The following is a 26,586-nucleotide window of genomic DNA, read 5'->3' as shown; positions in this document are numbered from 1 at the left end:
GGGGGCCTTCCGCCTACAGCGCCAGCCCCAGCCGCGTCCCCTCCTCGAAGGCCGCCAGGGCGTCGAGCTTGGAGGCGTCGCGGGCGCCGCCGATCAGCTGGACCTCGCGGCCCATGGCCTTCAGTTCGTCGGCCAGATCGCGCCGGGATTCCTGGCCGATGCAGACGATGATGGTGTCGGCCTCGATCAGCCTTTCCTCGCCGCCCAGGGTGATGTGCAGGCCCTGGTCGTCGATGAAGCGGTAGGTGACGCCCGCCAGCATGTCCACGTGGTGGCGTTGCAGGTGGGCCTTGTGAATCCAGCCGGTGGTCTTGCCCAGACCCGCGCCGGGGCGGTCGGTCTTGCGCTGGAGCATGGTGATGGTGCGCCGCGCCGGCGGCGGGGCCACCGGCTCGGTCAGTCCGCCGCGCCCGGTGAAGGCACGGTCGATGCCCCATTCGGCATTGAAGTCGGTCTCATGGTCCTCGCCCACCAGATAGAGCGCGGTGTCGAAGCCGATGCCGCCCGAACCCAGGATGGCGACGCGGGCGCCGGCCCGCTTGCGTCCCGACAGGATGTCCTCGTAGCCCACCACCTTTGCGTGGTCGGCCCCGGGCAGGTCGAGGGCGCGCGGGCGGATGCCGGTGGCCAGCACGATGCGGGAATAGGGCGCGAGGTCGCGGGCGGTGGCGGGGCGGCCCAGATGCAACTCGACCCCGGCCTGGTTCAGGGCGCGGGTGTAGTAGCTGGGGGTGGCGAGGTATTCCTCCTTGCCCGGCACGGCGCGGGCCAGGATGAACTGGCCGCCCAATTCGGAGGCCGCGTCGAACAGGGCGACCTGATGGCCGCGCTTTGCGGCTTCGAGCGCGCAGGCCATGCCGGCCGGGCCGCCGCCCACCACGGCGACGCGCTGGGTCTCGCACGGGCGCCGCGACATGAATTCCCCCTCGCGTCCGGCGCGGGGATTGACCAGACAGGTGGCGGCGCCGCCGGTGAAGATGGGGTCGAGGCAGCCCTGGTTGCAGCCGATGCAGGCGTTGATGCTCTCCGCCTCGCCCGCCGTGACCTTGGCGGCGAAGGCGGGATCGGCCAGCAGGGGACGCGCCATGCTGACCAGATCGCACTGGCCCTCGGCGATCAGGGATTCGGCCAGATCGGGGGTCTTGATGCGGTTGCTGGCGGCGACGGGAATCTTCACCGCCGCCTTGACCCGGGCGGTGGCCCAACTCCAGGCTCCCTGGGGGACGGTGTGGGCGATGGTCGGCACCCGGGCCTCGTGCCAGCCGATGCCGCTGTTGATCAGGTCGCAGCCCTCGGCCTCGATGGCCTGGGCGACGGCCACCACCTCGTCGGCGGACAGCCCGTCCTCGACCAGATCGACCATGGACAGGCGCACGCTCATCATCGTCGTCTCGCCCAGCGCGGCGCGCACGGCGCGGACGATCTCGACCAGGAAGCGCATGCGGCCGTGCAGGTCGCCGCCCCAGCGGTCGGTGCGCTTGTTGGTGCGAAGCGCCAGGAACTCGTTGATCAGATAGCCCTCGGACGCCATCACCTCGACGCCGTCATAACCGGCCTGAACGGCCAGCCGGGCGCAATTGGCGTAATCGGCGACGGTCCGCTCGATCTCGGCATCGGAGAGTTCGCGGGGCGTCTGGCTGTTGATGGGCGCGCGGATGGCCGACGGCGCCACGATGTCCTTGGCCCGCGAATAGCGGCCGCAATGCAGGATCTGCATGATCACCCGGCCGCCCTGGGCATGCACCGCCTGGGTCACCAGCCGGTGGCCGCCCAGATCGTCTTCCGAGGTCAGCACGGTGCCGTCGTGGCCGAAGCTGCCTTCCGGGTTGGGAGCGACGCCACCGGTGACGATCAGGCCGATGCCGCCTTTGGCCCGCTCGGCGTAGAACTCGGCCAGGCGCGACCAGGCGTCGGGCAGGCCCTCGAAGCCCAGATGCATGGAGCCCATGATCATGCGGTTGGGCAGCCGGACGCCGCGAAGCGTAATGGGCGACAGCAGATGGCGGTGGCGCATGGCGACCCTCATAGTGGCATTAAGGTACCATTATGCCGAATACGCCGCCGGGCGCAATGTTTCGAAAGGTTCAAAAGGGATCAGTCGCGGATGCCGAATTCCCGCCACAGCCGGGTCAGGGTGCCGTCCAGGTCCATGGCGGACAGAATCCGGTCCATTTCGGCCGGCGTCAGATCGATGCCCTTGCGGATCAGGGCCCGGTGGGCGTAGCGCTGGTCGAAACGCTCGGAGACCAGCAGCTTTTCCCGAACCTCGGGCCGGGTGCGCAGCCAGCGCTTGAGATAGGCGTCGGTGACCACCGCCACGTCGCCGCGATCCTTGAGGATGGCTTCGATGCTGGCGGAATTGTCGCGCACCAGGGTCATGCGGAAGCGCGACGACAGAACGGCGGGGTCGGCCTCGAAATTGGCGAAGCCGTAATGGTAGCCCAGCAGGCCCACCATGCGCTTGGCCCCCAGGTCGGCGAAGTAATCCTGTCCCCGCCCCGGCTGGGCCAGGGCGACGTACAACTCGCCGCCGTCGAGGAAGACGCGGGAGGCCTCGACCGGCAATTTCCGCTCGATCCAGCCCCAATCGGGGCTTTCGAACAGCATGACGTCGAATTTTCCGGTCTCGAAGTCTTTGTAGCGGCGGTTGGGCGAGGTGGGGACGAACTGAAAGGTGAAGCGGTCCTGATGCTTGTTCATGGCCTCGATCAGGCGCAGCGCCAGGCCGTCCGGCTGGCCCGTCCCGCTGCCTTCGACGAAGGGAGCGAAGTCGTACCCCCCCACCTTGACCACCTTTCCGGCGAGAGCGGGCAGGGCGGCCAGCAGGCCCAGGACGACGAGACAAATCCTCAGCATTGGAAAATCCCCCACCCGCCACATTTGGGCGCGACGCGTCACGCCCCGTCACATTATGGCCGAGGTAGGGGGGATGGAAAAGGGGGGGCTTGAACTTCCGGGTGAAAATCCAGGGAGGCTGAGTCAAGCCAGGACGCGGTTGCGCGTCGATCAGGCCAGGACGCGATTGCGTCCGGCGGCCTTGGCGCGGTAGAGCGCCGTGTCGGCGCGGGCCAGGATCTGGTCGAGGCCGCCATCCGCTTCCGTGCGTTCCGCCACGCCCAGGCTGGTGGTCAGACGAAGCGGGGCTTCGCCGTCGCCCAGGGGCAGGGCGATGGCGGCTACCGCCTGGCGCAGCCGCTCGGCCACCTGCAGGGCGCCGGCCAGGGGCGTTTCGGGCAGCATGGCGGCGAATTCCTCGCCGCCCAGGCGGCCAAAGCAATCGATCTCGCGCAGATTGGCCCGGATGGCGGCGGTGGCGGCCCGCAGCGCCTGATCGCCCACCGCGTGGCCATGGCGGTCGTTGACCTGCTTGAAATGGTCGATGTCGATCATCAGCACCGAGACGGAGCCGCCATAGCGCCCGGAACGTTCCAGTTCCTGCTCGGCGGCGGCGAAGAAGGCGCGGCGGTTGAGGCAGCCGGTCAGCTCGTCGGTGGTGGCCAGATGGCGCAGCTGGCTTTCCATGCGCTTGCGCTCGGTGATGTCGGTGACGATGCCGATGGTGCCGATGGGCTCGTCTGGCTTGTCGCGGCAATCGCTGCGCACCACCCCCTTGTTGACCATCAGGGTGCGGGTGACGCCCTGTCTGTCGATGGAGGTCTCGAAGGCCAATCCGCCCGACCCGCCCAGGTTCAGGCTCTGGTCCGCCAGTTGGTCCAGTCCGGCCAGCGGTTCGGGCAGGGTGTCGGAGGACGGGCGGCCGTGCCAGTCCTCGTCGCCCACGGCGAACATCTCGCGGAAGGCCCGGTTGTAAAGGCGCAGGCTGCCGTCCGGGTCCTTGAACCACAGGGGATTGGGCAGCAGCTCCACCAGGCTTTCGGCGAAGCGCCGCGCCTCGTCCAACTGGCAGGTGCGCTCGGTGACCCGGCGTTCCAGGGTCGAGGCCATGGCTTCGATGGTCGACAGGTGGATCCACGACCGCAAGCCGCCGATCAGCGAGGTGAACAGCTTTTGCGCCGTCAGTTCGGTCTTGGAGCGGTAGTCGTTGATGTCGTAGGCCAGCATGACGTCGCGTTCGGGCGCCTCGCCCGGCTGGCCGGTGCGCAGCACGATGGCCAGCCGGCGATTCCCTAAGTCGTCGCGCACGTGGCGGATCAGCGACAGGCCGGCGTCGGGGGTTTCCATCACCACGTCGAGCAGCATCACGGGAATGTCGCTGCGGCGGCCGAGGATGGCGCGGGCCTCGGCGCCGGACATGGCGCTGATCACCTCGAAACCCTTGCCCTGGAAGCTGAAGTCGCGCAGCAGCACCCGGGTCATGGAATGGACGTCGGAATCGTCGTCCACCACCAGGACCGGCCAGGGGGCGGCTCCTTCGGTCGTGCCCGTCCGGTCTGCGCGGCGCAGCGACAATTTGGTCTTGCCGGCCGGTTCCGGGCCGCGATCGTCCGGGTTCTTGCTCATTCGCTCATATTCCACCCACGCCAAAGGGCACGCCACCCCCGCATTGCGCCGGAGTGTGACGAAGGATTAGGCGTTGGGAGCCAAGGGAATCTGGATGGAAAAACGGGTACCGCCGCCGGCGGGAAGATCGGCGCCGACATTGCCGCCCAGCGGGCCGGTCACCAGGTTGTAGACGATGTGCAGCCCCAGGCCCGAGCCGCCGCTGCCCCGCCTGGTGGTGAAGAAGGGGTCGAAGATGCGGCCCAGGTTTTCGGGTGCGATGCCCTTGCCGTCGTCGGCGTAGACCAGCCGCACGCCCGCCTCGCCGTCGCGCTCCACCGTGATGGACAGGGTTCCCGGCTGGCCCTGGTCATAGCCGTGGACCAGCGAGTTCATGACGAAATTGCTCAACACCTGGGACAGGGCGCCGGGATAGCTGTCCATGACGATGCCGTCGGGGCAAATCAGGCGCACCGCATGGCCGGCCTGACGTAGATGGGGGCCCAGGCTGGACAGGGTCTCGCGGATATAGGCGGCCAGGTCGAAGCGCCGGCGTTCCGAGGTGGTGCGGTCCACCGCCACCTGCTTGAAGCTGCGGATCAGGTCGGCGGCGCGCTCGCAATTGGACAGGATCAGACCGGTGGTGTCCTTGACCGTGTCCATGAAGCGCTCGAAATCCTCGACCGAGATGTCGTCGGCCTCGAACAGCTTGGCGATGGATGCGGTGGAATCGGCCAGATGCGAGGCGCAGGACAGCGCGATGCCGACGGGGGTGTTGATCTCGTGGGCGACGCCGCCCACCAGGGCGCCCAGCGACGCCAGCTTTTCCGCCTGGACCAGGGATTCCTGGGCGGCCTTCAGGCTTTCCAGGGCATCCTCGGCCTCGACCTTGCGGCGGCCCAGTTCCTGGTTGACCGAGGCCAGCTGGGCCTGCAGGCGGTCGGAGACGCGGACCAGTCGGCGCTGCTCGCGCACCGAGCGCGAATAGGCATCGATCAGAGAGGCGATGCCGTCTCTGACCGGTTCCGGGGCGGAATCGAGCCGGCGGCGCAGATCCTCGGCCTGCTCAAGGCTCTTCTCCTCGGCGTCGAAGAGGTTGAAACCGCTCAAGGGGTCTACTCGACCGCCACCAGATTGAAGGTGACGTGGGCGAGGTCCTCGCTGAAATCCTCGCCGAACTCCTTCATGGTGTCGTCGTCGGTCGCGTAGAACCAGTTGACGGTCAGCCGGCAGCCGGCTTCGGCCGCCTGGTCGAGCATCTGGAACATGTTCATCAGCGCCTTGGCGCTGGAGCTGTTGAAATAGGCCAGGTCGAAGTCGAAGGTCACGTCGCGGCTGGCGGCCGTGCCCAGGAAACCTTCCAGCGCGGCGAAAATGGGTCCGAACACCGCCGACGCGTCCTCGGGGTAGGATTCGCCCTTCAGGCTGAGGCGTCCGGCGGCGAAGTCGAAATCCACCGCGGGCGAACGTTCCGTGGCCGCGATCGTCAAATTGTCCATAACCACCTCAGATGGATACCTTCATGCAGAAGAAGAACTTCTGGTCGTCGATGGGGTCGAAGTCGAACTCGATGGGCTCGCTGGCGCGCCGGGCGATCTCGATCAGGCCGATGGTGGCGCCCTTGCTCTGTTCCTCGGGGGCTTCCTTCAGCTGCTCCTTGTAGTAGGCCTTGATGGCGTCGCGGTCCATGGAGCGCAGCCGTTCGAGCCGTTCGCGCAGCCGGGGCTCGTCGGCGGCCAGCACGACGTTGGCGCAGACGATGAAGAAGCGGTCGTTCTCGGTGCCGATGGTCACCATGCCCGACGACAGCTCGATGGACTGGCCCTTGTCGCCGGACGGCTTCTCGCCGGACAGCTTCTCGGCGGAATAGCGGATGATGTTCTGGGCCTGCTCGACGAAGACCGAGAAGACCTTCTTCACCGTGCTGACGTTGGCGTCCTCCAGCGTCATCTTCTGGCGCAGCGCGTTGCCCAGGGAATAGAGAATCTCCTCGGACAGGTATCCCGAAAACGAGAAGATGATGCCGCGCTGGTCGAGGTCGTGCTTGAACGAGCGGTATTGTTTCGCAAGCATGCCGGCTACCTGTTGCCTTCACCAAGGTCTTGGACGGTATCATCGGGGGCGGGGGCGCTCAAGCCGTCTTGCACCGGATCGATGCCCTCGGCCCCCGGACCGGGCGACGGACGCAGCCGCACGGTGAAGCGCGAGCCGGCGTTCAGGCGGCTGTCCACGGTCACCGCGCCCCCGTGCATCTCGACGATCTGGCGGACCATGTGCAGGCCGATCCCCGAGCCGGGAATGCCCTTGGAATTGGCGGCGCGGTGGAAGCGCTCGAAGATGTGGGGCAGGTCGCCGGGCGGGATTCCCATGCCCTGGTCGGTTACCGAGATGGCCAGATCGGCGCCGTCCTGGGCGGCGACCACCGTCACTTCCGATCCCGCCGGCGAATACTTCACGGCGTTGCCCACCAGATTGTTGATCACCAGGGCGATCATGCCGGGATCGCCCCACACCGCCAGGTCGGGGGCCACCTGGGCGCGGTAGAGGTGGGTGGGCGAGGCCACCCGGTAATGGGCCAGGGTGACCTCGATCATCGGGCCGATGGCGAAGGATTTCTCGTGCAGCACGATGCGGCCGCTGTCCAACTGCTCGTCGGCCAGGCAGGTGTCGATCAGGCCCAGCAGGCGCTGCACGCCGCCCCGGATGGTGTCCAGGCGGGCCACGCCGCCGGGATCGCTCTTCTCCACCCGGATGCGCAGCATCTGGGCCGAGGAATCGATGATGGCCAGCGGCGTGCGGAATTCGTGGCTGACCATGGACAGGAACTGGCGCAGCTGGTTCTTGGCCTCGGTTTCGCGCAGCAGGGCGGTCTCGGCGCGGGTCTTGGAACGGGCCAGGGCCTCGTTGCTTTCGCGCAGTTCCGAGGTGCGGTCCTCGACCTTGGCCTCCAGCGAGGTGTTCAGCTCCGACAGCTCGGCGTTGAGGCGTTCGATGGTGGTGATGTCGCTCCAGGCGCGAAGCGCCGCCACCAGGGCGGTGAACATCTTCTGGGCGGTCAGCTCCGCCTTGCTCTTGTAGTCGTTGATGTCGTAGCCCAGCACCACGTCGCGCTCGGGTGCGTCGCCCGGCTGGCCGGTGCGCAGGATGATGCGGACGCGCCGGTTGCCCAATTCGTCCCGGATGTGACGAACCAGACGCAGGCCGGCGTCGGGGGTTTCCATCACCACGTCCAGCAGCACCACCGGGATCTCGGGCTGCAGGTCCAGGATGGCGGCGGCCTCGGTGGCCGACATGGCGCCGATGCACTTGAAGGGACGGCCCTGGTAGGAGAGGTCGCGCAAGATGACCTGGGTCATCTGGTGGACCTGCTCGTCGTCATCGACGATCAGGATCGGCCAGGGCGGCGCCGAAGGTGAAGGGGCGGAGCGATCGCCACGGGACTTGAGCGAAAGTTTGCGACGTTCCGCCATCGGCTACCTGAGGCCGACCGGCGCCGCGAAGGCGTAGCCGACGCTGTGGACCGATTCGATGGGCAGCGGGTGGCCGAAGCTCTGGTCGCCCTTGGCCCGCAAGCGCCGCACCATGGAATCCACCGAGCGGTCGGCCGGGTCCCAGCCGCGCTTGCCCAGCGCCCGGAAGATCTCGTCGCGCGACACCGGCTCGCCCGGGCGGGTCACCAGCAGCGAGACGAAGACCCGTTCGTTGCCGGTCAGCTTGATGGACTTGCCGTCGGGTGCGATCAGCGTCCAGGTCAACTGGTCGTAGATCCATTCGGTGGACACCGTGGGCGGGGTCGCGGCGGGCGGCGCGGCCTCGTGCGCCGGGCGCGCTTCGCCCGCGCCGGGGGCCGCCGCCGAGACCCGCATGCGCCGCGCCAGGGTGCGGACCTGGGCTTCCAGTTCGCGCAGTTCCACCGGCTTGACCATGTAGACGTCGGCGCCGACCTCCAGGCCGACCACGCGGTCGACGTTCAGCCCGCGCGCCGTCAGCATGATGATGCCGACGTCGGAATGGGAGCGCAGCCGGCCGGCGATGGAAAATCCGCCCTCGCCCGGCAGGTTGATGTCGAGAATGATGATTTCGACGGGACGTTCATCCAGAGCGCGGTCAAGCTCCTTGCCGTCGCCGCAGCCGACAACGTCGTGTCCGCACGCCGAAAGGTACTCGACCAGATCCGCCCGAAGAGGAGCTTCGTCCTCGACCACCGCGATCCGCGCCATGGGGTCACGCCTCCAGAACAATTTCGACAGGGAAATCATAAACACCGAGTTACGTACAATAACAAGTCGTTGCGCCATGTGACGCGGTGTGATGCCGGTTGTGCCCCGGGATGCGTTTGTGTTCCCGAAATCCAGTTGGCATGCCGCTTCCGCCGGGTATCCGCGTCGTCAAGGTTCGTCATCCTCCTGCGGGAGTATAGCCGTAAGGCATATTGTCCTTGCAGTGATTATTCTAAAGAACCCTCCGCCTATTTCGGCATGGGTGGCGCCGGACGGCGGCGGTGGATGGCCGGATCGAAGTCCTATGATGGTGTGCCGCCCGCCGGAAGTTCGCGTGAGGATGGGTGTGGGCGTTTCGATATCGCGCCCGGATATCTCAGCGTCGCCGGGGTGACCGGCTGCGTTTCAGCCGGGGTGGCGGGTTGGGGTCCTCGGCGGGAAATCCCGGCGGCGGAGAGCCGGGCGCGGCGGATTGGTCCGGCGGCGCCGGTGTTGGCGCTGGCGCTGGCGGCGGGTCGGGGATGGGCTCGATGGCTGGCGGTGGCAGGGCGTGCGGCGGCAAAGCCGCCTCGGCCGGGGGCAGCGCGTTCATTTGGGTACTCAGCACCTCGACGGTTTGCAGCAAGGCCTGCAGCTTGGCCTTGAGGTCGTCGATGGAGGCGGCGTCCGGCTGGGGAGATGTCTTCCTGGTCCGGCGCGGTTTGGCCTGCTTGGCCTTGATGGCCAGGGCCGACGAGCCGCCGTTGAGGAAGGCGCCCAGCCACTTTTCCACCAGTTCGGGGGTGGCCCCCAGGGCGGCGGCCACCTGTTCGCGGCTTTCCCCCGCCAGCACCCGCATCACCGCCTCGGTCTTCTGGCGGTTGCCGAAGCGCGTCCGCTTGGGAACGGCGGGAACCGGCAGGGACGCGGTGGGATGAGGCGTGGCGGCCACCGACACCGCCTGAACCGGCTGGGGCGCCGAGGGGGTGGCGGAAATCCGGCCGGGGGTCGCGTCGGGCTGTGGGGCGGCGGCGGGTTGGGCAGAGGCGCCCAGGGCCTGCATGATCTGGTCCAGGCCGGGCTTGTCGGGCTCCCGGGCGGCGGCGGCCGGCGCCAGGCGCAAGGAGGCCTCCTGCTCTGGGGGCGACAGGCGGGCGATGATCTTTTCCACTTCGGCCCGCGCCGTGGCGGCGGCCTCGGTGACCGGCCGGAAGGAGATCCGCTTTTCGATATGTTCCAGCAGGACGGCGGAATCCCTGGCATAGCCCAGCGGCACCGAGGGCGCCGCCCCCGCCGTGTGCTGGACGAAACGCCGGACGCGGGCCGGAATGCGCCGCAGCAGCCCGGCGCGGCGGGTGGACAGCACCTTGAAGTCCATCACCCGAATCAGCAGCGCGCCGTGACGCCTGGGGTGCAGGTGCTCGAACAGGTATTCGATCAGCTCCACCTCGGCGAATTCCAGGATCAGGAAGCTCTTTTCCTGGGCCTGCCAGGTCAGGACGAAATCGCTGATCTCGGCCAGCTGGGCGGCCATCTGGTCGCCGAACACCGCGGGATCGAGCATGGTCCAGGCCTTGCCGCTGGTCATGGGCAGGCGGCCGGGGCGGCCGAAATTGCGGGTCAGGTTGCGGGCGACGGCCAGCAGCACCCGATTGCCGGAATGCCGGGTGCCGCGCGGAAAGCAATCGTGCAGCAGGTCGGCGGCCTGGAAATCCATGGCGGGCGGCGGATCGGCCAGCAGGCGGTCGAGGGACTGGAGATTGCCCGGGACCACCACCTCGCCCTTGTCCGGCAACTGGCGCAGCGCCGAGCGCAGGCGCTCCAGCGCCGCTTCCGGGTCGAAGGCCGGAACGGCGTCGGGTTCGGACATCTCGGACGGAAGCACGGGGGGCGCGCCGCCTGCGTCCATGCCGCCGGTCATGGCCGGTCCCCTGGCGCTCCGGATCAGGCGGGCCAGGCCGTTGCGGGCGTGCTGGGCCAGGGCGTGGCGCTCGGCGGGGTCGGCAAGATAGCGCCAGCTGGCGGCCAGCCGGCCCAGGCCCTGGCGCAGCGGGGCCAGCAGGCTGCTTGCGCCGGCCGGGGCGGAATGCTCGGCCGCCTCGCTGACGGTCAGCCAGCCGCCCTCGGCCGCCGGAGGCGCTACCCCGTCGCCATCCGCGTCCGACGCGTGGTGCGCTGGCTTTTCCGCCTCGGGCAAATCCGACCGCTTCATCCCTGAAGACCTCCGTTCGGCGCGGAATTTACCCCAACCTCCGGCCCAGGTCCAATCGAACCCCGACATAGATGCCCGGCATGATCCTCCCGGCCGAACGTTATAGTATAACATATTTCTTGCATTCCCATCGGGGCGCGGTTACACCTCGGGCTTGATGGTTCCGACGGCTTCCCCATGGGAGCCCGAGGTGAAAAGGGAACGCGGTCAAGGGCTTCGACGCCCCCAGCCCGCGGCTGCCCCCGCAACTGTATGCGGAGAGGTCCCGCCCGCTTAGGAACGCCACTGGTTTCGGCCCCGACATCCACCGGGGGGCCGTGTCGAACCGGGAAGGCAGGGGCAGGACCTTTGACCCGCGAGCCAGGAGACCTGCCATCATCATCGCGTGCGCGCGCTTCTCCGGGCGGGGTGTCCCGGATGCAGGTGGACCTGCGCCGCATTCTTGTAGGGTGGATTTAGACATGAAGACTGGAAATTTCGCCATCGGAGTGGCCGTCGCCGCCGGATTGTGCCTGACCTTCACCGCGTCGCGGGCCGAAGAGGCCGAGACCGCCGAGGCGGTCAAGGGGCTGTGGGAGCGCGACACCCTGACCGGCGACTGGGGCGGCTTGCGGACCCATCTGGCCGAGCGGGGCGTCAAGGTGAACGCCGCCTACACCGCCGAGATGCTGGGCAACCCATCGGGCGGCATCAAGCGCCGCGCCGTGGGCAACGCCCTGCTGCAGGTGGACGTGGACGCCGACCTGGAACAGGCGGTGGGCTGGAAGGGCGGCGCCTTCCACGTCACCGGCCTGCATGTCCAGGGGCGCCAGCTGTCGGCCAATTTCATCGGCAACCTGATTCCGGTGCGCGACATCGAGGCGGCGCCCTCGACCCGGCTGTTCTCCCTGTGGCTGCAGCAGAGCGTGCTGGACGACAAGGTGTCGCTGCGCTTCGGCCAGCTGCCCATGCAGGAGGAGTTCTTCAACTCGGTGGTGGCCACCAACCTCGTCAACTCCGCCTTCGGCTGGCCGCCGTCCTTCGCCGCCAACCTGCCCTCGGGCGGCGGCGGCTATCCCCTGTCCAACCTGGGCACCCGGCTAAAGGTCCAGGCCACCGAGGAACTGGCAGTGCAGGCGGGGCTCTTCACCGGCAACGTGGCGCCCGGAACCAATGCCGGCAACGACGCCCAGAAGCGCAACCGCAGCGGCGTGGACTACACCGTCGACGGGGCGCCCATGTGGATGTTCGAGACCCAATACGGCCTCAACCAGGCCAAGGGCGCCGCCGGCCTGCCCACCATGTTCAAGCTGGGCGGCTGGTATTACGGCGGCCGCGCCACCGACCAGCGTTACGACGATTCGGGCGTGTCGCTGGGAAGCAGCGCGGCGGGTTCGGCCAGGAACCATCGCGGCAATTGGGCGGTCTACGGCATTTACGACGGCATGCTCTACAAGGAGGCGGGGAGCGAGGATCTGGGGCTGTCGGCCTTCCTGCGGGTCACCGCCTTGCCCGAGGACCGCAACCAGATGCCGTTCTATTTCGATACCGGCCTGGCCTATAAGGGGCCGCTGGAAGGCCGCGACGACGACGTCGCCGCCATCGGCTTCGCCTTCGGCCGCATGAGCCCGGCGCTGGCCGCCCGCGATTCCGACGCAAGGCGCTTCGGCACCGCTACCGCCCCCGACCACGATTACGAGGCGGCCATCGAGCTGAGCTACCGCTATCAGGCGACGCCCTGGCTGACCATCGTTCCCGACCTGCAGTACGTGGTCCATCCCGGCGGCACCACCACGCTGCCCGAGAATTCGTCCAAGACCATTCCCGACGCCACGGTGGTGGGCCTTCGGACCGTGTTCAAGCTGTAGGTTCTTGCGGATTCCCCAGGCGTCGATTATACCTTGCGGGCGGAGCCGGGCAGGGGGTGACAACCCCTTGATTTTCAAAGGCCCCGCCCGCAACCAGGACGTCCAGACCAGCAGGAGAGACTTTGATGCAGGTCCGCATCTATCGCCCCGCCAAGACCGCCATGCAATCGGGCCGGGGTGGCAACGCCAAGTCCTGGGTCCTGGAATACGAGCCGGCGGCCCCCAAGCAGCCCGACAACCTGATGGGTTGGTTGGGTTCGACCGACACCACCTCGCAGGTCCGGGTCAAGTTCGCCACCATGGAAGAGGCCGTGGCCTTCGCCAAGAAGAAGGGCCTGGACTATCAGGTGGCCACCGAGAACGCCCGCCTGCAGAAGCCCAAGAACTACGCCGACAATTTCCGCTTCGACAAGCTGGAATTCGGCCGCTTCTAGATTAGTTTGCCCCTCGCCGGGCGCGGCCTCCGGCCGCTTGGCCGCCGCCTCAATGGCGGCAGGTCGCGGTTTGCGCCAGATTGGGCGCGCACCGCTCTCGGTGATCCAAGGCGGCGACGGGCGCCCTTAGCTCAGTTGGATAGAGCAGCCGCCTTCTAAGCGGCAGGTCGCTGGTTCGAGCCCAGCAGGGCGCGCCAACGCCCGCCGCAACCCGGCCTCAGTGCGGCATCCGCAGCCAGCCGTAGCGGGCGGTCATGATGAAGGTGTCCTGCCACTGGCCGGCCACCAGCGACACCTTGTCGCCCGGCTGCGGGTGCGGAATCGCCCGTTCCAGATCCTCCATGGCCTGCCTGATCAGCACGTGCGACGTGGTCACGGTGACGGTGTCGAGCTGCTCGGTCATGATCATCCCCACTCTTGGTGTTTCCTCCGCCTCGCCGGAATACCCGGAAAATTCAAGGCAGTTCATTTTAGCAATTCTAATGTTGCCGGGGGGCGTGCATCCGGTGAGGTGGATGGCGTGGTGGTATAAGCTTCGTAAACTCCTTAAAATTGCAATCTACCAACGGCTTATCCCCATACTTTCGATATTTCGGGGATTGCGTAAGGTCCTCGCCTTAGAATTGCCGCCGGGGAGACTGAACAACATGGAGGGGTGCGCAGGACGGCGCGCCCTGCTAGACTGTTCCGTCGTCCATCCGCAAGGGAAGCGCTCGTGACCGCCCGAAAGTCCGCCAGCAACGACCGCCGCGTCGATGATCGCCACGAAGGCGAAGGCCTGTTCATGCTGTTCGACGGCATCCTGGTCGAGGTCGTCGACATCTCCATCGGCGGGCTGAAGTTCCGGCGGCCGCCCGGCCTGCTCAGTCACGGCTACCGTTTCACCTTCGAACTGCGCTCGGCCTACGAGGATCCCAATCCCCTGGCCAAGGGCGTCGCCGTGGTGCGCGCGCTCGGCGCCGACTGGGTGGCGGTGGAGTTCGTGCGCCCCACCTTCTCGCTGATGAAGGTGGTGGGACGCCATATCGGCCGTCTGCTGATCGGCCGCAGCCATCTGTTCCGGCACTGATGAAGCTCAACGCCATCGAGGCGGGACCCGACGCTCCGAACGGGGTGCCGCTGCTGATCCTGCACGGATTGCTGGGCTCGGCCCGTAACTGGGGCGCGGTGGTCAAGGCCCTGGGCGAGACCCGCCGGGTGCTGGCGCTGGACATGCCCAACCACGGATCGAGCCCGTGGAGCGAGGTCATGGACTATCCCTTCATGGCCCGCGAGGTGGCGGCGGTCATCGAGCACCTGGGCGGCAGGGCGGCGGTGATGGGCCATTCCATGGGCGGCAAGGCGGCCATGACCCTGGCGCTGTCCCGTCCCGAGATGGTCGAGCGCCTGGTGGTGGTGGACATCGCGCCGGTGACCTACAACCACACCTTCGCCCCCTTCGTGAAGGCCATGCGCGCCGCCCCCCTGGCCGAGGCCACGTCGCGCGGCGAGATCGAGGCCGCTTTGGCCCGCACCGTTCTCGACAAGGGCGTGCGCGCCTTCCTCATGCAGAATCTGGAAGGCGGGGCCGGCGGCTATCGCTGGCGGCCCAATCTGGCGGTGCTGAACGCCCATATGACCGACATCATGGAGTTCCCGGATTTCCCCGAGGGCACCCGTTACGACGGTCCCGCCCTGTTCGTGGCGGGCGAAACCTCGGAATACGTCCGTCCCGCCTATCAGGACGCCATCACCCGGCTGTTTCCCCGGGCCGAGACCGTCACCATCCCCGGCGCCGGCCATTGGGTCCACGCCGACAACCCTGCCGCGTTCATGGCGGCCATCGGGCCTTTCCTGTAGTCGTTGCGTCCGCCGCCCGTGATTTGATAATAGTCAAATTCCGGGATTGAGGGATTTGTTCGAGTGCAGGTCATCGACGCTGTCAAACTGCAGCGCAACATCATCATGTACGCGGTGCTGGCCATGGCCATGGTGGGGCTTGGGGTGGCGTTCGCGGCTATCGTTCCCCTGCATGCCCAGATGGTCCAGGCGGCCGACCGTGCCTTCGAGCACGGCCTGGACCTGCAGGTCGAGGCCTTGCGGGCCAATGTGGGCCGGGCGGGCGAACTGGCCCGTCAGGTCACCAGCCGCAGCGTCATCCGCGACGCCCTGATCACCCATAACCGGGGCGGCATGTCCGCCGACGAGTTGCGGGTCTTCACCGCCGACAAGCTGGGCGATTCCCTGAAACTGTCCCATGAGATGCTGGGCATCACGCGGCTGGGCCCCGATTTCCAGCCGCTGGTCGCGGTGGGCCGCCCCGTTCCGTCCGAGCTGTGGAGCCCCGCCAACGGCGAGCCCCCCGCCCTGGGGGCGCCGGCCCAGGTGGAGGGGCGCTGGGTATTCCTGGCCTCGGCGCCCATCCTGGGCCGCGACGGGAAACGGGAAGGCCTGGATGTCCTGCTGCTCGACGCCGAGGGGCTGCGGGCGGTGGTCGCCGACGTGGATACCCTGGGCCAGACCGGCGAGATCATCCTGGGCCGGGGCGGGGAAGCCGCCAAGGTGTTCTTTCCCCGGCGGCATGGCGTCGCCGGCCTGGACGACGAGGTGCGCGAGGCCTTCGCCCTGGCCGTCGATGACGCCTCCCCCATGCTCATGACCCACCCGGCGGGCGGCCGCGACGTGGTCTTGTCCCAGCGCCTGCCCGGCTCCGACTGGATCGTGATGATCCGCCAGGACCAGGGGGAGCTTCACAGCAACATCGACCGCCTGGTGCTGTCCGTCGCCATCGGGGCCATGGTGCTGGTGGGATTCGGAATCACCGGCTTCGTGCTGATCCTGCGCCCGCTGACCGGGCGGCTGCTGGTGCATACCGGCGACCTGCGCCAGCAGATCAAGGACGGGGAACGGACCCAGAAAGCCCTGGAGCGCGCCTTGGAGGGAACCATCGAGGCGGTGGCCTCGACCATCGAGGTGCGCGATCCCTATACCGCCGGCCACCAGCGCCGGGTGGCGGACATCGCGGTGGCCATCGGGCGGGAGCTGGGCCTGTCGGCGGAGCGTCTCAAGGGCCTTCATGTGGCGGGCACCATCCACGACATCGGCAAGATCGGCATTCCGGCCGAGATGCTGACCCGGCCCGGCCGGCTGTCGCCCCTGGAATTCGACATCATCCGCGGCCATGCCGCCGACGGCTGCGACATCCTGGACGGCGTGGAGTTTCCCTGGCCGGTGGCCGACATGGTGCGCCATCACCACGAGCGCATGGACGGCAGCGGCTATCCCGACGGGCTGAAGGGCGACGAGATTCTGTTCGAGGCCCGCATCCTGGCGGTGGCCGACGTGGTCGAGGCCATCGCCTCGGACCGTCCCTACCGCGCCGCCCTGGGGCTGGAGGCGGCCGTGACCGAGATCATCGCCCATCGCGGCGTCCGCTTCGACGCCCAGGTGGTCGACGCCTGCCGCAAGCTGGTGGACGAGGGCCGCCTGCCCCTGGGGCCGGCTCAGTAATCCGCCAGGGGATGGGGGGGCATCTCGTCCTGGTGGTCGCGGAACTCTTCCTTGATCCGCAGGACTTCATCAAGGCCGGAGAGAAAGGCGTCGACGCAGGCCGGGTCGAAATGGCGTCCCCGCTGCTCCTTGAGGAACGCCACCGCCTTGTCCACGCTCCATGGCGTCTTGTAGGGCCTGGTGGAGGTCAGCGCGTCGAACACGTCGGCCACGGCGACGATGCGGCCTTCCATGGGGATGGAATCGCCGGCCAGTCCGGCGGGATAGCCGCTGCCGTCGTATTTTTCGTGATGGGTCCGCGCGATCAGCGCGGCCAGGCGGACCAGCTGCGACGAGCTGTCCTTGAGGATGTCCCAGCCATAGGAGGCATGCTGCTTCATCACCACGAACTCGGTCTCGGTCAGCCGGTCGGGTTTGAGCAGGATCATGTCGGGAATGCCCACCTTGCCCACGTCGTGCATGGGGGCGGCCAGTTCCAGCCTGTCCACCGCGTCGGCCTCGAAGCCCAGGCGCCGGGCGATCAGGGCGGAATAGCGCGCCATGCGCTCGATATGGGCGCCGGTCTCGGGGTCGCGGTATTCGGCGGCCTTTGACAGCCGCATCACCAGTTCCTCGGCGGCGCGGTCGTGAAGCGCCAGGCGCGATGCCCTGAGCGCCAGCAGATTGCGCGTGCGCGCCATCAGCTCGGGCCCGTCCACCGGCTTGGTCAGGAAATCGGCGGCGCCCAGGTCCAGGGCCTTCTGGCGGATCTCGCGCAGGTCCGAGGTGGTGACCACGACGATGGGGATGTCCTGCATGGCCGGTCGCGCCCGCAGGTGAGCGATGAATTCCAGCCCGTCCATGCCGGGCATCATGTAATCGGTCAGCACGATGTCGGGGGTGTTGTCCTTGCACCACTCGAGAGCGCTGATGGCCGATTCCATGCAGACCACCTCGCAGCCGTCGATCTTGAGCAGGCGGTGCTTGATCAGCATCAGGTTGGTGGGGTTGTCGTCGATGAGCAGGGCGATCATGGGGTGTTCTCAGGGCGTCGGCAGGCAGTAGGCGGTCGGCGTCAGCTGGCCGGGCAGTGCCTCGACGCCGTCATGGAGCCGGGCCAGCAGGGGCTCGACACCTTCGCCGGCCCGCGCCGCCTGCTCCAGGGCCAGGCAGGTGTCGCGGATGGCCAGCAGGCCCAGGCTGGCGGCGGCGCCCTTGATGGTGTGGGCTTCCCGGCGGACCCTGTCCAGATCGCCGGCGGGGGCGGCGGCGGCGGCGGCCAGATGGCGGGCGCGGGCGTCTTCCATGAACTTCACCAGGATTTCCACCACGGTGTCGGCCTCGATGTCGGCCGCCAGGGCGTCCAGCACGTCCAGGTCCACCGCCTTGGCGGCGGGCGGCTCGGCGGGGGCGGCCGGTTTGGCTTCGGCCGCGCCGGAATAGGGCGCCAGCGCCTCGGCCAGCTTGCGGCGGTCGATGGGCTTGGAGATGTAGCCGTTCATGCCGGCGTCGAAACACATCTGGTCGTCGCCGCGCATGGCGTTGGCGGTCATGGCGACGATGGGAAGCCGGGCGGTCGGGCCATTCAGCGCCCGGATGGCCCTGGTGGCCTCCAGCCCGTCCATTTCGGGCATCTGCACGTCCATCAGCACCAGGTCGTAGGGCAGCAGGCGCACCGCCTCCAGCGCCTCGGCGCCGTCACCCACCACGTCCACCGTATGGCCCAGCTTGCGCAGCAGGCCGAGCGCCACCTGCTGGTTCACGGGATTGTCCTCGGCCACCAGGATGCGCAGCCGCTTGCCCCCGGCATCGGGGGCGGCGGGCTCCTCCTCCTGGTCTTGCGGGCGGTTTTCCGCCCCGGCCACGCCCAACATCCGACCGATGGTGTCGAGCAGCGAGGTCTGGCGCAGCGGCTTGTGCAGGAAGGCGTCGATGGTGATCTTTTCGTCCAGGTGCTCGGCCGGCATTCCCTGGGACGAGGTAATGATCACCTTGGTGTCTCTCAGCATGGGAATGGCGCGGATCATGCGGACCATTTCCGCGCCGGTGACCATGGGCATCTGGGAATCGATGATCGCCGCCTCCCAGGGCTCGCCCGCGGCGGCGGCCCGGGTCAGCTCGCCCATGCCGGCCCCGGCGTCGGGACAGGCCTGGACGTGGATGCCGAAGGCCTTCAACTGGCGTTCGATGACGTCGCGGTTGATGTCGTTGTCGTCCACCACCAGCACCCGGCGGCCGGCCAGGTTGGGAGGCTCCGCCGCCTGGGGGGCCAGCAGGTCGAGAGGGATGGCCACCCAGAAGGTGGACCCCTTGCCGGGCTCGCTGTCGACACCGATGCAGCCGCCCATCAATTCGCTTAGGCGCCGGGAAATGGCTAGGCCCAGCCCGGTGCCGCCGTAGCGCCGGGCGGTCGAGGAATCCACCTGGGAGAACATGGAGAACAGCCGTGACTGGGCCTCGGGGGCGATGCCGATGCCGGTGTCCTTGATGGCGAAGCGCACCATGCCGGGCTGGACGTCGTTTTCCAGGGCGGCGACTTCGATGGACACGCCGCCCTGATGGGTGAACTTGACGGCGTTGCCGGCCAGATTCATCAGGATCTGGCGCAGTCGGCCGGGATCTCCGCGCACCAGCATGCGCAGCTCGGGGGCGATCAGGCCGGCGATCTCGATGCCCTTGGCGTGGGCGCGCGGCGCCAGGATGTCCAGCACGCTTTCCACCAGGGGGGCCAGTTCGAATTCGGTGTAGTCGAGGTCGAGCTTGCCCGCCTCCATCTTGGAGAAGTCCAGGATGTCGTTGATGACGGTCAGCAGGGATTCGCCCGAATCGCGGATGGTTTCGGCGAAATGGCGCTGCTCCTCGGTCAATCTGGTGTCGAGCAGCAGCCCGGTCATGCCGATCACCCCGTTCATGGGGGTGCGGATCTCGTGGCTCATGGTGGCGAGGAATTCGGACTTGCTGCGGTTGCCGGCTTCCGCCGCTTCCTTGGCCTCGCGCAACTGGTGTTCCACCAGGCGGCGCTGGGTGATGTCGCGGAAGCCCAGCACCACGCCCACCTGGTTGCCCCGCTCCATCACCGGCGAGGCGATGTACTCCACCGGCAGCGGCGTGCCGTCGCGGCGCTTGAAGCTGGCGGCGTCGTCGCGGATGGAGGCGGTCAGGCGCAGCAGGATGCCGTAAAGCTTGCCGGCGGTCTCCATGTCCGAGGCGATGAGGGGCAGGATGTCGCTGCCCACCAGTTCGGCGGGCTCGAAATCCAGCAATTGGGCGGCGGCGCGGTTGACGAAGGTGGCCCGGCCGTTGAGGTCGATGCCGACGATGCCGTCATCGACGCTTTCGAGAATCGAGTTGTTGCGCTGGGCCAGACGTTCGGTCTCGGCCTGGGCGGCCTTCAGGCGCTCCTCGGCCTCGATCTCCTCGGTGATGTCGGACGCGGTGCCGCGATAGCCGAGGAACTCGCCCCAGGGGCCGAACACCGGCTTGCCGTTGACCCTGAGGTAGCGGCCCGGCCCGTCCATCTCCTTGGTGCGGTAGACGAAGTCGCGGAACGGGCGGCGCGCCTCCATGTCGGCCAGGTTCTGCAGCCGGGCCTCCATGGGGGTTTCGTCGGCGATCATCTCGTCGCGGGTGCGTCCCACGTAATGGCTGGGCAGGGACTGGGTGTGCTCGGTGAACTGGCCCGAAAAGCCGGTGAAACGCAGGTCGGGGCCCATCTCCCAGAACCAGTCCGAGGTGGATTGGGCGAAGTCGCGGAAGCGCTCCTGGCTTTCGGCCATCTCGCGCTCGATGCGCTTTCTCTCCGAGATGTCGCGCATGATCACCACGAACTGGGGCGATCCGGTCGGCGTCAGGTCGCCGGCCGCCAGCTCGACGGGAAAGGATTTGCCGCCCCGGCGCCGGGCCAGGGTCTCGCGGCCCAGGGCGAAGATGCTCTCCATGCCGCGGATCGCTTCTCCCCGGGGGCTGGCCTGGGGGATCAGGGCGTCGATGCCGATGCCGATGACCTCGTCGCGCTCGTAGCCGAAAATGGACAGCAGGGCGGGGTTGACGCTGACGATGACGCCGTTCGGATCGGCGATGACGATGCCTTCGCCGACGGTATTGAGGATGGCCTGCAGATGGGCTTCGGCCTGGCGGCGGGATTCCTGGTTGGCGGCCCGCAATTCCTCTTCCATCAGCCGGGCCGAGCGGTCGGACAGGCGTCGCTCGCGGTCATGCTCCTCGTAGGAATCGCTGATGAGGCGCATCAGCGCGTCGAAATCGGGCGCGCCGTCGGCGGCGCCGCGGGCGGCGCGGGCCAGCTGGCGCTGCAACAGGCGGTGAAGGGGCGGAGGCGTCGACAATCAGCGCTCGGAGATGGTGGTGATGGTCATGGTCTGGTTGTGCAGTTCGCACTTGCCGGTGAAGCCGTGGGGGGAAATCTCGCCATAGGAGTAGAACCCCATCAGGCTGGAGCCCTTGCCCAGGACGTCGGCGACGATCTCCACCTCCTCGGCGATGCGCTGGCCCATCAGCAGCTTGCGGCCGATGCAGCTGACCAGCAGGCCCAGGCAAGGTCCGCTCACCGCCGCCGCCGATTCCGCCGCCCGTCCGGCGCCGTCCACCAGATTGTCGAAATTGCCGCGCATCAGCCGCGCCAGATGGCCGGTGGGCATGTCGCCGGCGAAGATCATCGACTTGGCCTCCTCGTCGATGCCGACGATGGTGCGCACCACCTCGCCGCCCTCGTCGCCGCCCTGGGGGCGGATGGACAGGGGGAACAGCAGGGCGCTGCCCGGCAAGCCTTGCGCCTCGTCGCCCAGATAGCGCTTGTAGAGGTCCAGCGCCGGCTCGCCGTCCAGTTCGTAAAGGATGTTGGCCGCCGAGCGGGTGATGGTGCGCGGCGGCCCGAACTCGTCCCAGCCGCCGAAGCTGCCATGCCCGATGGACAGGGATTCGCCGTAGAGGCCCACTGCCGCCACCCGGCCGGGGCGCATGACGTCGTTGCAGCCCACCGCCGTGGATTTGAAGCGTGCGCCGTCGCCGGCCAGGCCGCCGGTCACCGCCACGTCGGCGGCGACGGCCTCGGTGCAGCCGGCCACCAGGGCGTCGCCGTTCACATTGGTGCCGTCCGACAGGATGAAGATGGCCCGCAAGTCCGGCTCCTCCAGTTGGCGGGCCAGGGCGGCGCCGATGGCTTTCGACTGCGACACGTCGGAAAGGTCGCGGTCGGCGACCCGCACCTTCGCGTGCTCGAAGCCCAGCGCGGACACCACCACCGAATCGTCGATGACCTCGGGCCCGAGGATTTCGCCGCCGGTGGTGCATCCCAGGATGGGGGCGTCGCCATAGGCGGCGCGCAGGTCGGCCAGGATGGTTTCGCCCGGCAGGCTGCCGGGGGCGGCGAAGTAAAGGACCAGGCTGGCCGCCGCGCCGCGCTTTCCCGTCACGGCCCAGCCCTGCCCGGCCGTCCACAGCCGTTGTTCGATCCACATGGGCACGCTCCCCCCGTATCCCGGATTCTGTCGGATCCGTATTTCTGCGGACGGTATCGTAACGGGAAAATATTGATGGATTATAACTTTGATATAAACCGAATGGCAATGATGGCCGATCTGCGGGCCCCTGGCGGGGTGGTGGGGGAGTGTTACCCTCTGTTACTGACAGGCCCTTCCGCTCCGGTCATAATCTCGCCCGACGGAATTCCTGGGAGCCGGCCTTGTCTTCCTTTGACCTGAAGAACCCTCTGTGGCGCAAGGGCGCGCTGATCATTGGCGGATTGGCGGCGGCGGCCGGCCTGGCCATGGTGCTGCTGCCGCAACAATCCCAGCCGGTGCGCAACGGGGGCAAACCGGGAGGCCCCGACGGCCGGCCGGTGGCCGTGTCGGCGGCCAGCGTCGCGCGGCGCGACATGCCCATCTATCTCGACGCCATCGGCACGGTGCAGGCCTACAACACGGTGACGGTGCGCTCGCGGGTGGATGGCGAGTTGGTCGAGGTGCTGTTCAAGGAAGGCCAGGACGTCCAGGCCGGCGACGTGCTGGCCCAGATCGACCCGCGCACCTATCGCGCCCAATACGAACAGGCCCTGGCGACGCGCGACAAGGACACCGCCCAGCTGGAGGCGGCGCGCCGCGACCTTGCCCGCTATGTCAGCCTGGGCGACCGCGTCTCGGGCCAGAGCGTCGACACCCAGCGCGCCCTGGTGCGCCAGCTGGAAGCCACGGTGCGGGCCGACGAGGCGGCGGCGTCGAATGCCAAGACCATGCTGTCCTACACCGTCATCACCGCGCCCATCGGCGGGCGGACCGGCATGCGGCTGGTGGACAGGGGCAACATCGTGCGGGCGTCGGACGCCACCGGGCTGGTGACGCTGACCCAGATGCAGCCCATTTCGGTGGTGTTCACCCTGCCGCAGCAATCGCTGGGCGCGGTCAACGACCGGCTGCGCCAGGACGGCAAGCTGCAGGTCAGCGCCTTCCAGCCCGAGACCCGCGCCCTGGCCGATACCGGCGAGCTGGAACTGGTGGACAACCAGATCGACCAGACCACCGGCACCATCAAGCTGAAGGCGGTGATGCCCAATGTCGAACGCCGGCTGTGGCCGGGCGGCTTCGTCAACGTCCGCCTGCTGCTCTCGGTGCGCAAGGACGGGCTGGTGGTGCCCGCCCAGGCGGTGCAGCGCGGGCCGCAGGGGCCTTACGTCTTCGCCGTCAAGGAGGACCGCACCGTCGAGATGCGCGCCGTCAAGGTCGCCGCAATCGAGGCGGGCCAGGCCCTGCTGGACGACGGCGTGGCCGAGGGCGATTCCGTGGTGGTGGAAGGCACCGCCAAGCTGCAGCCCGGCGCGCGCGTCATGACGGGCGAGAAGAATGGTGAGGGTCAAGCCGGCGGTCAGGGTCGCGGTGAGGGGAAGGGCCGCGCGGGCAAGCCGCAATGAACGTTTCCGCCCCCTTCATCCGCCGTCCCGTCGCCACCTGGCTGCTGGCTTTCGCGGTGGTGCTGGCGGGCATCCTGGGCTTTCGCATGCTGCCGGTCTCGGCCTTGCCCCAGGTGGACTTCCCCACCATCCAGGTGACCACCCAGTTGCCCGGTGCCAGCGCCGAGACGGTGGCGACCCTGATCACCACGCCCTTGGAACGCCAGTTCGGGCTGATCCCCGGCCTTGCCGTGATGACCTCGACCTCGTCCCAGGGCACCAGCGCGCTGACGCTGCAATTTGACCTGGGCAAGAGCATCGACGTGGCGTCCGAGGAGGTGCAGGCGGCCATCGACGCGGCGCGTGGCGTGCTGCCCACCGGACTGCCCTATCCCCCGGTCTATTCCAAGGTCAACCCCGCCGATCCGCCGATCATGACCCTGGCGCTGACCTCGGACAGCTTGCCCATCACCCGGCTGAACGACGTGGCCGACACCCTGCTGGCCCAGAAGCTCAGCCAGATCGGCGGCGTGGGCCGCGTGCTGATCGAGGGCGGCCAGCGCCCGGCGGTGCGCGTGCGCATGGACCCGGCCCGTCTGGCGGCCTACGGCCTGTCGCTGGAAGACGTGCGCAGTGCGCTCGCCAAGGCCAATGTGGACATGCCCAAGGGCAGCTTCGACGGCGTCTCCCAGGCGCTGTCCATCGGCGCCAACGACCAGATTTCCGACCCTCTGGCCTATCCGCTGCAGGTGGTGGCGTGGAAGAACAATGCTCCGGTCCGTGTCGCCGATCTGGGCGACGTGGTGGAAGGGGTGGAGAATTCCCGCGTCGCCGGCTGGTTCGACGGCAAGCCGGCGGTGATCCTCAACATCCAGCGCCAGCCGGGCGCCAACATCGTCGCCACCGTGGACCGCCTCAAGGCCAAGATGCCGGAATTGACCCGCGCCGTGCCCACCGGCATCAAGGTCTCGGTGCTGGCCGACCGCACCGAGACCATCCGCGCCTCGGTGGCCGACGTGGAGTTCACCCTGGTGCTCACCGTCGGCCTGGTGATCGGGGTGATCTGGGCCTTCCTGCGCTCGGTGCGCGCCACCCTCATCCCGGCCGTGGCGCTGCCTTTGTCGCTGATCGGCACCTTCGGGGTGATGGCCCTGGCCGGGTTCAGCCTGGACAACCTGTCGCTGATGGCTCTCACCATCTCGGCCGGCTTCGTGGTCGACGACGCCATCGTGATGATCGAGAACATCGTCCGCTACATCGAAAAGGGCATGAAGCCGCTGGAGGCCGCCCTGGCCGGGTCCAAGGAGATCGGCTTCACCATCGTGTCGCTGACCGTGTCGCTGGTCGCGGTGTTCATTCCCCTGCTGTTCATGACCGGCATCGTCGGGCGGCTGTTCCGGGAATTCGCCCTGACCCTGGCCGTGGCGGTGGTGGTCTCGGCGGTGGTGTCCTTGACGCTCACCCCCATGATGTGCGGCCATCTGCTGAAGGGCGGGCACGAGGAGGCCAAGTCCGGGCGCTTCTTCGAGAGCTTGCGCGATCTCTACGCCCGGTCGCTGGACTGGGTGCTGGGCCGGCAAGTGGCGACCCTGTGGGTGGCCTTTGGCACCCTGGTGCTGACCGTGGCGCTCTATGTGTGGATGCCCAAGGGCTTCCTTCCCAGTCAGGACACCGGCCTGATCGTCGCCACCACCGACGCCCGTGCCGACGTTTCCTTCGCCACCATGATGGACATGCAGCGCCGGGTCTCGGATCTGGTGCGCACCGACCCGGACGTTACGGCGGTGGCCTCGTTCATCGGGGCGGGGCCCATCAACCCCACCGCCAATACCGGCCAGATGACCATCGTCTTGAAGCCGAAGAAGCAGCGCTCCGCTTCGGCCGAGCAGGTGATCGCCCGGCTGATGGACAAGGTGGCGCCGGTGGCCGGCATGCAGGTGCATTTCCGCCCCGCCCAGGACATCCAGATCAGCCACCGCACCAGCCGCACCCAGTACCAGTACACCCTGACCGACATCGACGCCGCCGAGCTGGCCCATTGGGTGCCGCAGGTGGTGGAGCGGCTCAAGGCCTCGCCGCTCCTGATGGACGTGGCCACCGATTCCCAGGAAGGGGGCCTGCAGGCCGACATCCGCATCGACCGCGACAAGGCGGCGCGTCTGGGCGTGCCGCTCCAGGCCATCGACGACACCCTTTACGACGCCTTCGGCCAGCGGCAGATCTCCACCATCTATTCCCAGGTCAACCAGTACAAGGTGGTGCTGGAGGTGACGCCGGAATACCAAAGCGGGCCCGAGGCGCTGGGCGCGCTCTATGTCCGCTCGTCCACCGGCGCGCTGGTGCCGCTGTCGGCGGTGGCCAAGGTCGAGCGCAACCGGGTGCCGCTGCTGATCACCCACCAGGGCCAGTTCCCGGCGGTGACCATCAGCTTCAATCTGGCCCCCGGCGTGTCGCTGGGCCACGCCACGGCGGCCATCGATTCCATCCAGCGCGACATGGGCCTGCCCGAGACCATCACCGGCGACTATTCCGGCGACGCCGCCGAGTTCCGCCGTTCGCTGGAAAGCCAGCCCTGGCTGATCCTGGCGGCCATGGTGGTGATCTACATCGTGCTGGGCGTGCTGTACGAAAGCACCATCCACCCGGTGACCATCATGTCCACCCTGCCGTCGGCGGGCATCGGCGCGCTGCTGGCCCTGTTCGCCACCGGCCACGATTTGTCGCTGGTGGGGCTGATCGGCATCGTGCTGCTGATGGGCATCGTCAAGAAGAACGCCATCATGATGATCGACTTCGCCATCGAGGCCGAGCGGCATGAAGGACTGGCCCCCAGGGAGGCCATCGTCAAGGCCAGCCTGCTGCGCTTCCGCCCCATCATGATGACCACCATGGCGGCGCTCTTGGGCGCCATTCCGCTGGCCATCGACAGCGGCACCGGGGCCGAGCTGCGCCGTCCGCTCGGCATTTCCATCGTCGGCGGGCTGGTGCTTTCCCAGCTGATCACCCTTTACACCACGCCGGTGATCTATCTGGCCCTCGAGCGGCTGAAGCGGCGCTTCGTCCCCGCTCCGGCGCTGGCGGAGTAGGG

At 68.0% G+C, this 26,586-nt stretch carries 20 protein-coding genes, 1 tRNA gene and 1 riboswitch; of the genes, 8 read left to right on the top strand and 13 right to left on the bottom strand.

The features are described 5' to 3' along the window. Positions 1 to 13: 13 nt before the first annotated feature. The 9 genes from XM1_RS19985 to XM1_RS19945 form a co-directional block, all read right to left on the bottom strand. Positions 14 to 2,014 carry an FAD-dependent oxidoreductase gene (locus tag XM1_RS19985; protein WP_068436592.1) on the bottom strand — a complete coding sequence of 667 codons (2,001 nt, stop codon included), beginning with the start codon at positions 2,012 to 2,014 and terminating at the stop codon, positions 14 to 16. 80 nt (positions 2,015 to 2,094) lie between these two features. Beyond that, a complete protein-coding gene (locus tag XM1_RS19980) occupies positions 2,095 to 2,856 on the bottom strand; it encodes an ABC transporter substrate-binding protein (protein ID WP_068436590.1) in 762 nt (253 codons plus the stop codon). A 150-nt stretch (positions 2,857 to 3,006) separates the two neighbouring features. Beyond that, entirely contained in the window at positions 3,007 to 4,461 is a 1,455-nt protein-coding gene (locus tag XM1_RS19975; RefSeq protein WP_068436588.1) for a diguanylate cyclase, read from the bottom strand. Between the two features lie 66 nt (positions 4,462 to 4,527). Continuing rightward, positions 4,528 to 5,550, bottom strand: coding sequence for a sensor histidine kinase (locus XM1_RS25240; protein WP_068436586.1), 1,023 nt, complete (start codon positions 5,548 to 5,550; stop codon positions 4,528 to 4,530). Positions 5,551 to 5,555: 5 nt separating this feature from the next. After that, on the bottom strand, positions 5,556 to 5,939 hold the full coding sequence (locus tag XM1_RS19965) for a DUF1987 domain-containing protein (RefSeq protein WP_068436583.1): 384 nt from the start codon (positions 5,937 to 5,939) through the stop codon (positions 5,556 to 5,558). Positions 5,940 to 5,946: 7 nt separating this feature from the next. Further along, positions 5,947 to 6,513 carry a SiaB family protein kinase gene (locus XM1_RS19960; RefSeq protein ID WP_068436581.1) on the bottom strand — a complete coding sequence of 189 codons (567 nt, stop codon included), beginning with the start codon at positions 6,511 to 6,513 and terminating at the stop codon, positions 5,947 to 5,949. A 5-nt stretch (positions 6,514 to 6,518) separates the two neighbouring features. Beyond that, entirely contained in the window at positions 6,519 to 7,910 is a 1,392-nt protein-coding gene (locus XM1_RS19955; protein ID WP_068436579.1) for a hybrid sensor histidine kinase/response regulator, read from the bottom strand. 3 nt (positions 7,911 to 7,913) lie between these two features. Continuing rightward, positions 7,914 to 8,660, bottom strand: coding sequence for a response regulator transcription factor (locus XM1_RS19950; protein WP_068436577.1), 747 nt, complete (start codon positions 8,658 to 8,660; stop codon positions 7,914 to 7,916). 376 nt (positions 8,661 to 9,036) lie between these two features. Next, positions 9,037 to 10,851: a helix-turn-helix domain-containing protein gene (locus XM1_RS19945; protein WP_068436575.1), complete on the bottom strand. Its 1,815-nt coding sequence runs from the start codon at positions 10,849 to 10,851 to the stop codon at positions 9,037 to 9,039. A gap of 141 nt (positions 10,852 to 10,992) precedes the next feature. After that, positions 10,993 to 11,243: riboswitch (cobalamin riboswitch) on the top strand. Positions 11,244 to 11,312: 69 nt separating this feature from the next. On the opposite strand from XM1_RS19945, the gene XM1_RS19940 reads away from it, so the two are divergent. The 3 genes from XM1_RS19940 to XM1_RS19930 all read left to right on the top strand — a co-directional run bounded on the left by XM1_RS19940 (position 11,313) and on the right by XM1_RS19930 (position 13,329). Beyond that, positions 11,313 to 12,698, top strand: a complete 1,386-nt coding sequence (locus XM1_RS19940; RefSeq protein WP_082700623.1) for a carbohydrate porin — start codon at positions 11,313 to 11,315, stop codon at positions 12,696 to 12,698. A 125-nt stretch (positions 12,699 to 12,823) separates the two neighbouring features. Further along, positions 12,824 to 13,132 (top strand): ETC complex I subunit, encoded by a 309-nt coding sequence (locus tag XM1_RS19935; protein ID WP_068436573.1) that lies wholly within the window; start codon positions 12,824 to 12,826, stop codon positions 13,130 to 13,132. A 120-nt stretch (positions 13,133 to 13,252) separates the two neighbouring features. Beyond that, positions 13,253 to 13,329 (top strand) — tRNA-Arg (locus tag XM1_RS19930). Positions 13,330 to 13,349: 20 nt separating this feature from the next. Here the strand turns inward: XM1_RS19930 and XM1_RS19925 are convergent. Continuing rightward, positions 13,350 to 13,541: a hypothetical protein gene (locus tag XM1_RS19925; RefSeq protein ID WP_231920805.1), complete on the bottom strand. Its 192-nt coding sequence runs from the start codon at positions 13,539 to 13,541 to the stop codon at positions 13,350 to 13,352. Positions 13,542 to 13,847: 306 nt separating this feature from the next. Here XM1_RS19925 and XM1_RS19920 point away from each other — a divergent pair, with 306 nt between their 5' ends. The 3 genes from XM1_RS19920 (at position 13,848) to XM1_RS19910 (ending at position 16,621) form a co-directional block, all read left to right on the top strand. Beyond that, positions 13,848 to 14,201, top strand: a complete 354-nt coding sequence (locus XM1_RS19920; RefSeq protein WP_231920600.1) for a PilZ domain-containing protein — start codon at positions 13,848 to 13,850, stop codon at positions 14,199 to 14,201. After that, on the top strand, positions 14,201 to 14,971 hold the full coding sequence (locus XM1_RS19915) for an alpha/beta fold hydrolase (RefSeq protein WP_068436572.1): 771 nt from the start codon (positions 14,201 to 14,203) through the stop codon (positions 14,969 to 14,971). The genes XM1_RS19920 and XM1_RS19915 overlap by 1 nt, the downstream gene beginning before the upstream one ends. Positions 14,972 to 15,034: 63 nt before the next feature. Beyond that, positions 15,035 to 16,621, top strand: coding sequence for an HD domain-containing phosphohydrolase (locus XM1_RS19910; RefSeq protein WP_068436571.1), 1,587 nt, complete (start codon positions 15,035 to 15,037; stop codon positions 16,619 to 16,621). On the opposite strand, the gene XM1_RS19905 is transcribed toward XM1_RS19910, so the two are convergent. Genes XM1_RS19905 through XM1_RS19895 form a run of 3 tightly spaced genes read right to left on the bottom strand, consistent with a single transcriptional unit; the run spans position 16,615 to position 22,074 of the window. After that, positions 16,615 to 17,634, bottom strand: coding sequence for an HD domain-containing phosphohydrolase (locus XM1_RS19905; protein ID WP_068436570.1), 1,020 nt, complete (start codon positions 17,632 to 17,634; stop codon positions 16,615 to 16,617). The two genes, XM1_RS19910 and XM1_RS19905, sit on opposite strands and share 7 nt — an antisense overlap. A 9-nt stretch (positions 17,635 to 17,643) precedes the next feature. Then, positions 17,644 to 20,943 carry a PAS domain S-box protein gene (locus XM1_RS19900; RefSeq protein WP_197603090.1) on the bottom strand — a complete coding sequence of 1,100 codons (3,300 nt, stop codon included), beginning with the start codon at positions 20,941 to 20,943 and terminating at the stop codon, positions 17,644 to 17,646. Further along, a complete protein-coding gene (locus XM1_RS19895) occupies positions 20,944 to 22,074 on the bottom strand; it encodes an FIST signal transduction protein (protein WP_068436567.1) in 1,131 nt (376 codons plus the stop codon). 224 nt (positions 22,075 to 22,298) lie between these two features. Between XM1_RS19895 and XM1_RS19890 the strand changes: the two genes are divergently transcribed. Together XM1_RS19890 and XM1_RS19885 are read left to right on the top strand one after the other, a co-directional pair. Then, complete coding sequence (locus XM1_RS19890) at positions 22,299 to 23,519, top strand: efflux RND transporter periplasmic adaptor subunit (protein WP_231920599.1); 1,221 nt, start codon at positions 22,299 to 22,301, stop codon at positions 23,517 to 23,519. Next, a complete protein-coding gene (locus tag XM1_RS19885) occupies positions 23,516 to 26,584 on the top strand; it encodes a multidrug efflux RND transporter permease subunit (protein WP_068436563.1) in 3,069 nt (1,022 codons plus the stop codon). The genes XM1_RS19890 and XM1_RS19885 overlap by 4 nt, the downstream gene beginning before the upstream one ends. Positions 26,585 to 26,586 lie beyond the last annotated feature (2 nt).

The organism is Magnetospirillum sp. XM-1, from assembly GCF_001511835.1.
In the GTDB taxonomy this organism is placed as follows: domain Bacteria; phylum Pseudomonadota; class Alphaproteobacteria; order Rhodospirillales; family Magnetospirillaceae; genus Phaeospirillum.
The sequence above is the reverse complement of the archived record's forward strand: the minus strand, read 5'-3'. Positions and strand labels throughout refer to the sequence as shown.